Annotated in this window: 12 protein-coding genes; 7 read left to right on the top strand and 5 right to left on the bottom strand. The window is 52.9% G+C overall.

Annotated elements, in window-relative coordinates; genetic code table 11:
• The 4 genes from NWF35_RS01395 to NWF35_RS01380 all read left to right on the top strand — a co-directional run bounded on the left by NWF35_RS01395 (window position 1) and on the right by NWF35_RS01380 (window position 4,929).
• A complete protein-coding gene (locus NWF35_RS01395) occupies window positions 1–1,815 on the top strand; it encodes an ATP-binding protein (protein ID WP_301237307.1) in 1,815 nt (604 codons plus the stop codon).
• On the top strand, window positions 1,812–3,176 hold the full coding sequence (locus tag NWF35_RS01390) for a YycH family regulatory protein (protein WP_301237306.1): 1,365 nt from the start codon (window positions 1,812–1,814) through the stop codon (window positions 3,174–3,176). The genes NWF35_RS01395 and NWF35_RS01390 overlap by 4 nt, the downstream gene beginning before the upstream one ends.
• Before the next feature lie 6 nt (window positions 3,177–3,182).
• On the top strand, window positions 3,183–3,920 hold the full coding sequence (gene yycI, locus NWF35_RS01385) for a two-component system regulatory protein YycI (protein ID WP_301237305.1): 738 nt from the start codon (window positions 3,183–3,185) through the stop codon (window positions 3,918–3,920).
• A 205-nt stretch (window positions 3,921–4,125) separates the two neighbouring features.
• Window positions 4,126–4,929: an MBL fold metallo-hydrolase gene (locus NWF35_RS01380; RefSeq protein ID WP_301237304.1), complete on the top strand. Its 804-nt coding sequence runs from the start codon at window positions 4,126–4,128 to the stop codon at window positions 4,927–4,929.
• A gap of 10 nt (window positions 4,930–4,939) precedes the next feature.
• Here the strand turns inward: NWF35_RS01380 and NWF35_RS01375 are convergent, their stop codons facing one another.
• Window positions 4,940–5,176 carry a hypothetical protein gene (locus tag NWF35_RS01375; RefSeq protein WP_301237303.1) on the bottom strand — a complete coding sequence of 79 codons (237 nt, stop codon included), beginning with the start codon at window positions 5,174–5,176 and terminating at the stop codon, window positions 4,940–4,942.
• Between the two features lie 317 nt (window positions 5,177–5,493).
• Here NWF35_RS01375 and NWF35_RS01370 point away from each other — a divergent pair, with 317 nt between their 5' ends.
• The 3 genes from NWF35_RS01370 (at window position 5,494) to rlmH (ending at window position 7,684) form a co-directional block, all read left to right on the top strand.
• Window positions 5,494–6,837, top strand: coding sequence for a S1C family serine protease (locus NWF35_RS01370; protein WP_301237302.1), 1,344 nt, complete (start codon window positions 5,494–5,496; stop codon window positions 6,835–6,837).
• Between the two features lie 119 nt (window positions 6,838–6,956).
• Window positions 6,957–7,166 (top strand): CxxH/CxxC protein, encoded by a 210-nt coding sequence (locus tag NWF35_RS01365; RefSeq protein ID WP_301237301.1) that lies wholly within the window; start codon window positions 6,957–6,959, stop codon window positions 7,164–7,166.
• A gap of 38 nt (window positions 7,167–7,204) precedes the next feature.
• Complete coding sequence (gene rlmH / locus NWF35_RS01360) at window positions 7,205–7,684, top strand: 23S rRNA (pseudouridine(1915)-N(3))-methyltransferase RlmH (RefSeq protein WP_301237300.1); 480 nt, start codon at window positions 7,205–7,207, stop codon at window positions 7,682–7,684.
• 21 nt (window positions 7,685–7,705) lie between these two features.
• Here rlmH and NWF35_RS01355 read toward each other — a convergent pair whose 3' ends face one another.
• The 4 genes from NWF35_RS01355 to NWF35_RS01340 all read right to left on the bottom strand — a co-directional run bounded on the left by NWF35_RS01355 (window position 7,706) and on the right by NWF35_RS01340 (window position 13,042).
• Window positions 7,706–8,992, bottom strand: coding sequence for an adenylosuccinate synthase (locus tag NWF35_RS01355; protein WP_301237299.1), 1,287 nt, complete (start codon window positions 8,990–8,992; stop codon window positions 7,706–7,708).
• Window positions 8,993–9,208: 216 nt separating this feature from the next.
• Complete coding sequence (gene dnaB, locus NWF35_RS01350) at window positions 9,209–10,555, bottom strand: replicative DNA helicase (protein WP_301237298.1); 1,347 nt, start codon at window positions 10,553–10,555, stop codon at window positions 9,209–9,211.
• Window positions 10,556–10,625: 70 nt separating this feature from the next.
• Entirely contained in the window at window positions 10,626–11,072 is a 447-nt protein-coding gene (rplI, locus tag NWF35_RS01345; protein ID WP_301237296.1) for a 50S ribosomal protein L9, read from the bottom strand.
• Window positions 11,069–13,042, bottom strand: coding sequence for a DHH family phosphoesterase (locus tag NWF35_RS01340; protein WP_301237295.1), 1,974 nt, complete (start codon window positions 13,040–13,042; stop codon window positions 11,069–11,071). Before NWF35_RS01340 ends, rplI begins: the two co-directional genes overlap by 4 nt.
• Between the last annotated feature and the right edge of the window lie 247 nt (window positions 13,043–13,289).

Genomic DNA, 13,289 nt, shown 5'->3' with positions numbered 1-13,289 from the left:
ATGAAGCACTGGTTTCGCATGTTTCAAAGCATCCAATGGAAACTAGTCGTCATCTATCTCTCACTGACCCTCATCGCGATGCAATTAACCGGCGTCTACTTGTTTCGGTCATTGGAAAAATATTATTACACCGAATTCAACAAGACGCTGGAAAACCAAATCCGTGTGCTGACCACGCCGTCCGATTTGTCCGATCTGCTCAGCAAGGGTGTGGACAACCAAACGGAAATCGAAGAGCTCAATCAGCTCATCCAAAAGTTGTTCACCTACAACAAGCAACAGGCCACCCTCCAAGTGGTGGACAAAGACGGCATCGTGATCAGCACGACTGGGGACAACAAAAGTGTGATCGGTCAAAAGAACATCAAAGCGACACAAGCGCTGGAAAGAGGGAAATATGAAGGAGTCCGCATCGATCCCGCCTCGGGATTCCGAATGAAGGTGGTCGCCGTTCCCATTCAGAAGAACGGAAGGATCGTGGGGGCCGTCTACCTTGAAGTCTCCATGGAGGAAATGTACGACACGATCAACAGGATCAGCATCAAGCTGATCAAAATTCCGCTTGCCGCGATGGCGATAACCTCGTTGTTGTGGATTATCATCGCCCGCACCATCACCAGTCCGGTGAAGGCGATCACTCAACAAGCCACCGCCATGGCCGAGGGGGATTTCAACCGTCAGGTGGAGGTCAAAAGCAACGATGAGATCGGACAGCTGGCCACCGCCTTTAACCATCTGGCTCAACATCTGCGTGATGCATTGTCTGAAAACGAGGAAGAAAAAAAGAAACTGGAATCCGTACTGGCCAACATGAGTGACGGCGTGTTGGCTTTTGACCGTGAAGGCAAAACGATCGTCTCCAACCAACCTGCCGAGGAAATGCTCGGCAAACCAATCCCGTTGGGACAGCCGATCAACGATGTGTTACCTCTGTCCGACCCGATCACTTTGCCGCTGGAAGAGGAACGGGTCACTTATCTGGAGATGAACGCTGGCGATACGGAAGAATTGCAGATCATCAAGATCACTTTGACACCTATCCAACGTTCCGGGCAAAAAATGGTTGGGTTGATCGCCGTTTTGCAGGATGTGACCGAAGAGGAGAAACTGGATCGTAGGCGCAAAGAATTCGTCGCCAACGTGTCGCATGAATTGCGCACACCGCTCACTACCATCAAGAGTTATCTGGAAGCTCTGGACGAGGGTGCGATCAACGAACCGGAACTGGCCAAACGCTTTCTCTCCGTCACCCTGCAGGAAGCAGATCGAATGGCACGTCTGATCCAAGATCTATTGCATCTGTCCCGACTGGATGCGAAACAGACCCGGTTCAACAAAAAACCGACCGATTTGCGCCGCATGCTGGAAAAGGTGGTCGAGCGTTTCTCCGTCCCATGCCAACAAAAAGAGATCAACCTCAAGCTCCATGTAATCGAACCGTTGCCACGGGTTTACGTAGACCGGGACCAAATGGATCAAGTGATGGACAACCTGCTGTCCAATGCCGTGAAGTACACGCCGGAAGGCGGGACCATCACGGTTCGTGCACGACGGCGCTCAGATGGTTCGGCGGAAGTGTCGGTATCGGATACCGGGATCGGCATCCCCAAAAAGGATCTCGCCCGGATTTTCGAACGTTTCTACCGAGTGGACAAAGCCCGCTCGCGCAGTATGGGCGGTACCGGTTTAGGTTTGTCCATCGCCAAGGAAATCGTGCAAGCACACGGCGGGCAAATCGGGATTGACAGCGAATACCAGCGCGGAACCACCGTTTACTTTTCTCTCCCGCCCTGCGAACCCGAGGTGGTGCGATGAAAGAGCATATGAAATCGGCGTTGTTGACTTTCCTCATTCTGCTTAGCTTTATACAGACAGGGTTGCTGTGGTACAGCTCCCCCTCCTATGAGGGCAACAAACAGCTGTATGTCACCCGCCCGCAGATTGGAAGTGAGAAATACAACAAAAAGCAGATGTATGAACTGGTCGCCCCCCATCAGATCATCTGGCACCACAGCGGTGCCACGGCATGGATTCCAATGGAGGTAAACGGCAAGGGCAATCCTAGCTACGACAATCTGATCAAAAGCCTGCACGCCGGTAAGCTGGAAAACCTGCACCTCATCACTCCTACTGCCGAACAGTGGAATCAACTGTATCAGCAGGAAACAGGAGTGGAACTGCGCTATTTCCGCGATGTGCCGTCGAAAGTGATCAGCGCCTTTTACCTGGATGACATCGATCTGTCCCAGCTGAAATGGGTCAGCCGGATCTGGGTGTTCATCCAAAACAAGCAGATTATCACTTGGTTCATTTCCGACAGCGAACAAAAAGTGATCCAGGCACAGACTACCATCCCACGCTTTCAAAGTGTATTGGGTGAAATTGCTCGACAGCCGACCGAACCAGTCGACCCTTTTTATACGACCGGAAAGTTCCCGTTGGACACCAACTCTCCGGTTCCCAAGTTTCCGCATGCCTTTTATCTGCCGAAAAAACCACCAAAGGCAACGGAAAGTGTGTTTGGATTGAAAAAGATTCAAATCGATGCCATGAAGAATTGGCTGTTCAACGATCCCACGCTCGTTAACCGCTTGACAATAACGAACCGTTTGCTCTATACAGACAGCGTGCGTCTTTTGCAATACGACGACCGAAATCAGGAGATGATCTACACCTCTTCTGCCAAGGCAACGGTACCTGTACCCCCGTCACAGGAACTGGATCGGATCAACCGTTTTGTGAAAAAACACAGCGGATGGACCGGTAATTACTTGCTGGATCGTATCACACAAAACACGGACAGTGACGCCAATCAATACCACTTCCGGCTGATCGTCGACGGTTTGCCGGTATACTGGCCAACTGCAATCCAGAAAAAAAACCCGGATCTCGACCCGTTTGGAATCGAGTTGGAAAGCACCGAAGAAGAAGTGTCGATGTATCAGCGTTCGTTGTTGTACCTGTCTTCCGATCCGCAGAAAAGAAAAGCGGTCCAACTCCCCAACAAAGACGACGTGCTCGCATTGCTGAAGCGAGCCCACATCGAGCCAGCCAACGTACGTGACCTCTTCTTGGGTTACCAAACGGAAGACATGAAAGACGAGCACGTCAAATTGAAACCGGTGTGGATTGTCATGCCAGCCAACAACGATCCACGCATCTTGTCAACGGGGTGACGCTTCATGGATTGGAACCGAGCCAAAACAGTGCTGATACTCGCCTTTCTATGTCTGAACGCCTTTTTGGCCGTTCAGTTGTTGGAAATCCAGCAAGAACGAAGCCAATTGCTGAACGTGGCGCAATCCACGATGAATGACCTGAAGCAATTGTTGGCCAACAAGAAGATTCAACTTCGGCGGTCCATCCCTGAAGAACAGCCCACCATCCCGCTGTTGGAAGCCCACTTGGCGCAGCCGGGGGACGGATGGGAACGGCAGGACGGGGTTTATATCAAACAGTTTTTTCCGTCGGCATCCCGACCTTCCGATTTGAACCAACTGCTCGGACGGGAGATCGAAAACTTTTCAACCTATCGCACGGACATGGTGTTGCCGCAATCGGGTAATCGCGTTTATTATCAAACGTGGGAAGGATACCCCCTGTTTGAGGGAAAGGTGGAAGCCAACCTGGAAAACGGCCGGTTGAAAGAGATTCAATGGACACCGTTGTCCATCCGTGCGGAAGACACCCGACAACGGGTGACACCGGCCTATATCGCCTTGCTCAATCTGATCGAAAGTGGAAAGGTGTCCGCGGAATCCCGGATCCCCATCATTGAGTTGGGATACCACGGGCAACAATACGATGCGGAATCGATGGTGCTGTACCCCGTATGGCGTGTGGTGGTTCAGGACAAAAACAACCAACCCCACACCTACTATGTCAACGCGATGACGGGGGCTGTCGAATCGCCCGACTAGGGATCATTTGGTAATCCGATCAGACTGCAACGTTTTTCTCAGATGAGAAAGACCCAAGCCCGACTGCGTATCGATCCGGAAAGCGCAGGAATCCCATCACGAGCGATTTTCTGCTCGTGCCTGCGCTCCCCGGTTTCTAGCAACCTTGCTCTGCTTCATGCAGGGCGAAGGTGGAGCGATTGAAACAACGTAAAGGGGAATACATATGCGGTTTAGCATACTGGCCAGTGGGAGCACCGGCAACGCCGTGTATGTGGAGACGGATGAAATCCGAGTGCTGGTAGATGCGGGGCTCAGCGGAAAACAACTGGAACAACATCTGAAAACCATCGGTGTAGACCCCGCTTCCATCCAAGCCCTGCTTGTCTCACATGAACACATCGACCATGTGAAAGGGCTGGGTGTGTTTTCCCGTCGATACAACATACCGGTATATATGAACGAAGCCACTTGGCAAGCCCTGCCTTCCAGCGTGGGGTCAATTGACGAACGTAACCGTCGCGTATTCGATACCGGCACCACATGGGGAATCGGCAACCTGACCATCCACAGCTTCCCCGTATCCCATGATGCCGCCGAACCGGTCGGCTTCCGTTTTGAGCATGCCGGTCACTTATTGGCCCTGGTGACGGATACGGGGTATGTCAACCAGCGCATCAAAGACGTCGTATCTGGTGCAGACGTCCTGATCTTCGAAAGCAATCACGACGTGGAAATGCTGCGGATGGGCGCTTATCCGTGGAATGTGAAACGCCGGATATTAAGCGACGTCGGCCATCTGTCCAACGAAGACGCGGGCGAAGCGTTGGCGGACATTTTGACGGGGAACGGAGAGGACGTATATCTGGCGCATTTGAGCCGGGACAACAATTTGACGGAATTGGCCCATATGACAGTGAAGCAAATGCTGGAGGAAGCCGAATTTACCGTCGGGCGTCATGTACGGTTGTGGGAAACCCGTCACGATCAACCCACTCCGCTCCGCCCTGTGTTGAAAAAACGGTCTTGATCTCCCCGGTTCATCTTCCCTCATTCTGTTGCCGGGGAGATAACAACTCCCGATCCAGACGGCAAGCGCGTTCAACCAGTTCTTCCCGGGTAATCACCCTTTTGTCGATCAGTTCCTCGATCAATGCCGTGATCAATAGAGAATCATGATAGATCATCTGTTTGACATCAGCCAGCTCCGCACCTATACTCCATTCCGCCCACCGCTGATTTTCCGGCGTAAACGGCGGTCGTTTCTCATGAGACACCTGTCGTTTTCCTCCTTTGCTTCATGCGTTACCACCCATGCCAGATACGACACACGTTCTGCCGGTGGACGCTTCTTCACAAAAACAGGCCAAGCTGCTGACAAATCGGATGTCGGCCTCTTTTGCCTGTAGTTTCATCATTTTTTCAGTTTATACCTTCGACAATATGGTATAAACTCAATATGACAAAAAAAGCAAAATCTCGTCACCCCCCGTGCGAGCGCTTCCTGACGCAAGTTCCCAATTAGTATAATATGATTGCACCATTCGCATAATGAAAACGATCGCGAGAAATCAGTGAGGAGGCGGGGATTTCGTTGGACTTTCGACAATATTCACAGGATCCAGGTCAGTCGAATGATCCAGGAACATCGTTTCGTCCGCAGTTTTCGTTTAATCCCCCACCCCAAGGCGGGAACGGATCGTCTGGGCCGATGCACCACGGTGGCGGGCCGCAACCGCCGGGACCACCACCCCCTTCCGGAAACGGCGGTTCAGGGGAACGGGGGAATGAACCGCGACGTGCATCCGTTTGGCTGATCGCCCTTGTGTCCGGGTTGATCGGCGGTTTGCTGGTGTTGTTGCTGATGCCAGCTCTGGTGCAAAGCGGCTGGCTGTCCCCGTATGCTGCCAATGATCCGCAATTGCAAAACGCACCGGGGGCACAGAAAAATGTCAGCGTTCGCGTCAATTCAGACATCATCAATGCCGCCAAAAAAGTGCGCCCGGCAGTGGTGGGTGTGGTCAACCTGCAAGAAACCGGTGATCCATTCAACCCGGGAACCGTGCAAAAAGGAACGGGATCGGGGATCATCTTCGAAAAAGTTGGCGACAAAGTGCGCATTATCACCAACAACCATGTGATTGAAGGCGCGCAAAAAGTGCAGGTGGTTTTGCCCAAGGACAACGGCGGTGCCAAATTGACGGCCAAGATACTGGGGGCTGATCCGGTCACGGATCTGGCGGTGTTGGAAATTCCGGCACGCGGAGTCAAAACCATTGCGACGCTGGGCAATTCCGACACGTTACAACCCGGAGAACCGGCCATCGCCATTGGCAACCCCTTGGGACTCGACTTTTCCCAGTCGGTCACCGCAGGTGTCATCAGCTCCACCAAACGCTCGATTCAAGTGAGTGATACGACGGCGATCGACGTCATTCAAACCGACGCTGCCATCAACCCCGGCAACAGCGGCGGCGCCCTCGTCAACGTAGCGGGACAGGTGATCGGTATCAACACACTGAAAATCGCGGAACAGGGTGTGGAGGGACTCGGTTTCGCCATTCCGATCAATGAAGCCAAACCGATCATTCAAGATCTGATCCAACACGGTCGGGTGATTCGTCCCTACCTGGGGACCAGCATCATGGATTTGGATGCCTTGCCCGAGGAATATTGGGCGGAACTGCAACTGCCCGACGACGTGAAATCGGGCATTCTCATCCGGGACGTGCAATCGGGGACTCCGGCTGAACAGGCAGGATTGGAACCACACGATGTCATCGTTGCCGTAGATGGCAAACCGGTGCGTACCGCCGCGGCATTCCGCAAATACCTCTACACCAACAAAAAAGTGGGCGACACGATCACAGTCACGTACTACCGCGGCAGCAGCAAACAGTCGGCTACGATCCGTTTGACAGAACAACCTGCACCGTAAGGTCAAACAACCCCTGTCAACCTCTGAATGGCGGCAGGGGTTTTGCTTTGTGGATGCTGTGGATAATGTGGATAACTTCTGGATAACTTGTGGATAAGTATGTCTTGGAGGTGAAATACTTGCCGGAATCCTCATATCGATTTGCCTGCGAAGCACATGTGGATGTGGTGATCGACGGAATCGTCGATGATTTCGCCGTCGCTCCCACCATATTGCCTTGGCCGGATCAAACTGTCCGTGCGGAATCCCCCGCTGTGTGCCACTGGTGTGGTAAATCAGCCGATTATGTTCTGACTTGGACTACAGATTCGCAAACACCCTCATCATAAGGGAGAAAGGAAATTCTCGCAGGAGAGGAGATATATCGGTGAACATTCAAATCATCGCCGTGGGGAAACTGAAAGAACGTTACCTCAAACAAGGAATCGACGAGTATGCAAAACGCCTGTCCGCCTACGCCAAACTGGACATGGTGGAGGTGGCGGAGGAACAAGCCCGCGATCCGGTCAGTGAAGCGGAAGCGGAAATGATTAAAAACAGAGAAGGAGAGCGCATCCTGAAACGAATTCATCCCGATGCCTATGTGATTGCGCTGGCCATCGAAGGGAAATCGATGTCCTCCGAGCAATTGTCCAACCATCTCGACCGGTTGGCTACCTACGGAACGAATCGAATCTCCTTCCTCATCGGCGGCTCTTACGGGTTGTCCGAGGAGGTGCTACAGCGCGCCGACCTGCTCCTTTCCTTCTCCAATATGACCTTTCCCCACCAACTCATGCGCTTGATATTGTTGGAGCAAATTTACCGCGCGTTCAAAATCAGTCGGGGAGAGACGTATCACAAATAAAAAAAGAACGCCCGAAGGCGTTCACGCATATACAGGTCGCATCTGAATTGTCTGATCCCGGTCCGGTCCCACCGAGAAGATGGCCAGTGGAATCCCGGTCAATTGGGTAATCCGTTCCACGTAGTGTTGAGCAGCCAGCGGCAGTTCATGGTAACTGCGCACTTTGGTGATATCCTCTTTCCAGCCGGGCAATTCCTCATAGACCGGTTCGCAATCCTTCAATACTTCCAGATTGGCCGGATAATTTTCGATGATTTGCCCTTTGTACCGATAGGCCTTACAGATTTTCACCGTTTCCAAACCGGTAAGCACGTCGATCGAATTGAGCGACAGTCCGGTAATGCCGCTGACGCGACGCGCATGACGAACCACAACGCTGTCAAACCAGCCCACCCGACGCGGGCGCCCGGTGGTGGTCCCATATTCGCGCCCGATCTCCCGGATGCGATCGCCGATTTCATCGTGCAGTTCCGTCGGGAACGGGCCGTCACCCACCCGGGTGGTATACGCCTTGGCTACCCCGATCACCTGATGGATCTTGGTCGGACCCACTCCGGAGCCGATGCAAACACCGCCGGCCACAGGGTTGGACGAGGTGACAAAAGGATACGTCCCTTGGTCGATATCCAGCATGACACCCTGTGCTCCTTCAAACAGCACACGACGCCCCTGATCGATCGCATCATTCAATACCACCGAGGTATCTGTCACATACGGACGAATCCGATCCGCACAGGCGAGATACCGTTGGTACACCTCATCGAAATCAAAACCGGTCATATCATAGAACCGCTCCAGCAAGCGGTTTTTCTCTTCCAAATTCCGTTTCAGCTTTTCGGCAAAAATGTCCTTGTCCAACAGATCGGCTACGCGAATGCCGATCCGGGCCGCTTTGTCCATGTAAGCGGGACCAATCCCTTTGCCGGTAGTGCCGATTTTACCCGCGCCTTTCCGCGTTTCCTCGGCTTTATCCAATTTGAGATGATACGGCAAAATCACGTGCGCACGATCGGAGATGCGTAAATTGTCCGTAGACACGCCATTTTGATGCAGATAATTCAGCTCTTCCACCAACGCTTCGGGATTGAGCACCATTCCGTTACCTAGTACACAAATTTTGTCCGAGTAAAAAATGCCGGAAGGGATCAAATGCAGTTTGTAACGTTTTCCTCCAAATACAATGGTGTGTCCCGCATTGTTACCGCCTTGGTATCGTGCCACGACTTCGGCTTTCTCAGCGAGGAAATCGGTGATTTTTCCTTTCCCTTCATCTCCCCACTGCGTGCCGACCACGACCACCGTCGACATGGGTCATTCCTCCTTCGCGGCGGTTTCCACCAGTTTTCCGAACACAATACATAGTCTATCCCAATACAAGCTAGAGTGTCAATGTCAAAACCGAACATTCAAATTGCAATTAAAGTAATATATTCGGAGAAATGCGTTTTCCTATCCATCGTTTATTAGCAATGTTTTGCAAGCGAGTGAAACAGGGTAATTTCTCTATGGCGGATGAGCCACGTCCTAGATCGACGGTTCGCCGTGACGCAGATCCAAGCTGAGAAATTTGTTGTAGTTTTTGAGGAACAGCAATTCCACCTTACCGACGGGGCCGTTCCGTTGCTTGCCGATAATGACTTCCAAGATGTTTTTCTTCTCGGAGTCCTCGTTGTAATAATCATCCCGGTACAAAAACGCTACCACGTCGGCATCCTGCTCGATTGAACCGGATTCCCTGAGGTCCGACAGCATCGGTCGCTTGTCCTGACGTTGTTCCACCGCACGCGACAACTGGGAAAGTGCAATGACCGGCACATTCAATTCCCGTGCCATCAACTTGAGAGAGCGGGAGATTTCGGAGATTTCCTGTTGCCGGCTTTCCCCGCCGCGACCGGAGATCAACTGCAAATAGTCGATCAGCACCAGACCCAGTCCATGTTCCGCCTGCAATCGGCGCAGTTTGGAACGGATATCAAACACCGTTACTCCAGGCGTATCGTCAATGAAGATGGGTGCTTCCGATAACGTGCTGATCGCCATCGTCAGCTTTTCCCAATCCTCTTCTGTCAGATTGCCCGTCCGGAATGCCTGGGCGTCGATATTGCCCTCCGCTGCCAGCATCCGCATCACCAATTGGGGGGCTGACATCTCCAGGTTGAAAATCGCGACGGGCAGTTTGGAGCGGATGGCCACATTTTGTGCAAGGTTGAGGGCAAACGCTGTCTTTCCCATACTGGGTCGGGCTGCGATGATGATCAGATCGGACGGTTGCAAACCGGACGTCATCCGGTCTAAATCAGTATATCCAGTGGGAATCCCGGTCAATTCCCCTTTTTTGTAATGCAATTTCTCAATGTGTTCGTACGTCTCAATTAGGATGTCGCGGATCGGCACGAATCCGTTGCGGTGGCGCCTTTGGGAGATGTCCAGGATCTGTTTTTCCGCCTCATCGAGAATCTCAGCCACTTCCGCACCACCGGAATACCCTGCGGAAGCGATTTGCGTCGCTGTCCGAATCAGCCGGCGCAAAATCGCTTTTTCCTCCACAATGCGCGCATAATATTCCACGTTGGCAGATGTGGGCACGACTTCGGCCAGCTCGGCTAGATAGCTGACCCCCCCTACCTCTTCCAACAGCTTCCGGTCCTGCAGCTCGGATGTGATCGTCACCAGATCGAGCGGTTCTCCCCGTTCCGACAGCTCAATCATCACCTGAAACAGTCGCTGATGCCCCTGTCGGTAAAAATCCTCGGGTCGAAGCCGCTCAGTCACCGTCACCAACGAGGATGGATCGATCAAAATGGCACCCAGAACAGCCTGTTCCGCCTCAAGATTGTGAGGAGGGAGACGGTCTGCAAACAACTCACTCATGTTCCATCATCCTCCAGCCGCTGCCATAAAAAAACGCCCCACCCGCGCGTGGAGCGCTGATCGGCACGGTTCATTCTTCCACCACATGGACGGCCACGGTCGCCGTCACTTCCGGATGCAGTTTCACCGGTACCCGTGTGACGCCGAGCGAACGAATTGGTTCTTCCAACAGGATCTTTTTCTTATCGACTTTCAGCCCGTGTGCCTGTTTCAATTGTTCACTGATTTGCTTGGAAGTCACGGCACCGAACAACCGGCCGCCTTCCCCCGCTTTGGCGCGGATGGTAACTTGGATGTCTTTTAATTTTTCAGCCAACGCTTGGGCTTGTTGCCGTTCTTGTTGTTGTCGGGCTTCTTCCCGCCGTTTTTGATCTTTCCAGGCTTTCAGATTACCCTCGGTCGCTTCCACGGCCAGCTTCCGTGGAAACAGGAAATTGCGCGCATATCCTTCGGAGACTTCCTTGATCTCCCCTTTTTTTCCTTGCCCTTTAACATCTTGCTGGAATATGACTTTCATTCAGCGTCGCTCCCTTCTTCGTGCACCTTTTCCAAGATCTTGAGCAAACGCTCGCGCGCTTCCGATATCGTCACGTTTTCCAGTTGAACGGCGGCATTGGTCAAGTGACCACCGCCACCCATCTCTTCCATGACCACCTGCACATTGATATCTCCCTGTGATCGGGCGCTGATAGACACTTTGCCATCATCCCGTTCGCATACGACGAACGCGGCACGAATCCCGTGCATGTTGAGCAGAGTGTCGGCCGACTGGGCGATCAGAATCTGGTCGTACCGTTCACCTTCCTCGCCCGTTGCAATCGCAATTTTATCGTATACCACTTCCGTATTTTTGACAATCTCCGCCCGTTTGACAAAGCGGTCCAAGTCTTCCTTGAGCAAGGTCTGCACCATTGCCAGGTCCGCTCCATGCTGCCGGAGGAATGAAGCGGCCTCAAACGTGCGTGAACCGGAGCGGAATGCGAAGCTTTTGGTGTCGACGACGATACCGGCGAACAGCGCTGTCGCTTCCAGCGTGTCCATGACGGTCCGGTCTTTCTGGTACTGCAAGAGCTCTGTCACCAACTCACAAGTGGAGGACGCATACGGTTCTAAGTAAACCAATACCGGATCGCGTACGAACTCTTCCCCGCGCCGGTGGTGATCGATCACCACCACCCGCTCCGCTTTGTCCAACAATCGCGGTTCGATTGCGAGTGAGGGTTTGTGGGTGTCCACCAATATGACGAGCGTGGTATCGTTCACCATTTGCAACGCCCTCTCAGGTGTGACGATCCGTTCACGCAGATACTCGTGTTGCTCAATCGCTTCCAACAAGCGTTCGATCCCTGGATTATGATCGTCCTCATCCAATACGATGTAACCGGGGCGGTCATTCTGCCGAACCGCGCGCAAGACGCCAATCGCTGCCCCCAAGGCGTCCATGTCCGGCTCGGTATGTCCCATGATCAATACCCGTTCGCTGTCGCGGATCAAATTGCCAAGCGCATGCGAAATCACCCGCGCACGGACTCGGGTCCGTTTTTCCACGGCATTGGTCTTGCCACCGAAAAAGACGATGCGTTCACCATTGTGCACGGCCGCTTGGTCGCCTCCGCGCGCCAATGCGATATCGAGCGCGGCTTGGGCGTTTTGCGTTCGTTCAATCATTGTGTCGCCCGTGACGGCCAGCCCGATGCTGAGCGTGATGGGGATCTTATTATGCCGCGTCTTCTCCCGCACTTCATCCAAAATATCAAACCGGCTTTTCATCAGCCGATCTAATCCGCGCTGTTCCAAGATGAGCAAAAACCGGTCGGTATCATAACGGCGTAAACTGATATCGTACTTGAGCGCCCATCGGGAAATGGCTCCTGTCACTTCCGTCAAAAGCAGGGTCCGCTCCTGATCGTTCATACCCTGACCCGCTTCATCGAAGTTGTCCAAGTGCATCAACCCGATGACGACTCGTTCCTGTTCATATCGTTCCTGCAGTTTTGCCAACCGTGTCACGTCACGAAAATAATAGAGTCTCTCTTTCCGTTGGTGGATGACCTCGAACGACCGACCGCCGATCTCGACGGTGAAAGGCCCCCCTTCTTTTTTTTCAGCCAACTTCAGCACAGGCAGTAATTCATCCAATGACGTCCCGATCAATTCCTCTTTTTGGATCATGTCCCGCACAAACGGATTGTGCCACTCAATGCGACGTTCGCGGTCATACAGCAAAATGCCCACCGGCAAATGATCGATCGCTTCCTGGGTGGCTCCCTTCACCCGTTTCGACAACGTCAACACATACTGTGAAAACTCTTGGCGGAACACACGTTCCGCCCGCACCAACATCAGCGCGATGAAAAAAAAGAGAGTAAGCCCCATTACGCCGTATTCCCAACGGTAGATGGAGAGAAGCGCGATCAACATCAGGCTGAAACACATGGACATCACCATGTGTAACCCGTGCCAGCGCTGAGTGATAAATTTCGGCATCGTCACATCCCCTCGACCCGCTCTTCCTGTATGTTCTAAACCTTATTCCGCGCAGTTTGGTTCTATTGTACCAAAAGCGCTGGAAAAGCAAAAAACGGTTTACAAGAAACCCCCAGAACAAACCGGGCGCAGAACGTGGGCAAAGTACACTTTGTTTTGCTTATCAGGATGGCTGGTGAACACTGTCCACATTGCTTTCCCGGCTCGCTCCTCCTGCGCCCTGCGGGGAAGCAGATGATGACCGCTC

Origin of the sequence: Polycladomyces subterraneus, assembly GCF_030433435.1 — a bacterium.
GTDB classification, from domain to species: Bacteria; Bacillota; Bacilli; order Thermoactinomycetales; family JIR-001; genus Polycladomyces; species Polycladomyces subterraneus.
Note: the sequence above shows the minus strand (reverse complement) of the source record. Positions and strands in the feature narration are given on the sequence as shown.

Bases quoted from the DNA above. Each gene is read 5' to 3' on its own strand.
- NWF35_RS01395 (WP_301237307.1), top strand. From the start codon at position 1: ATGAAGCACTGGTTTCGCATGTTTCAAAGCATCCAATGGAAACTAGTC.
- NWF35_RS01390 (WP_301237306.1), top strand. From the start codon at position 1,812: ATGAAAGAGCATATGAAATCGGCGTTGTTGACTTTCCTCATTCTGCTT.
- yycI (WP_301237305.1), top strand. From the start codon at position 3,183: ATGGATTGGAACCGAGCCAAAACAGTGCTGATACTCGCCTTTCTATGT.
- NWF35_RS01380 (WP_301237304.1), top strand. From the start codon at position 4,126: ATGCGGTTTAGCATACTGGCCAGTGGGAGCACCGGCAACGCCGTGTAT.
- NWF35_RS01355 (WP_301237299.1), bottom strand. From the start codon at position 8,992: ATGTCGACGGTGGTCGTGGTCGGCACGCAGTGGGGAGATGAAGGGAAA.
- dnaB (WP_301237298.1), bottom strand. From the start codon at position 10,555: ATGAGTGAGTTGTTTGCAGACCGTCTCCCTCCTCACAATCTTGAGGCG.
- rplI (WP_301237296.1), bottom strand. From the start codon at position 11,072: ATGAAAGTCATATTCCAGCAAGATGTTAAAGGGCAAGGAAAAAAAGGG.
- NWF35_RS01340 (WP_301237295.1), bottom strand. From the start codon at position 13,042: ATGCCGAAATTTATCACTCAGCGCTGGCACGGGTTACACATGGTGATG.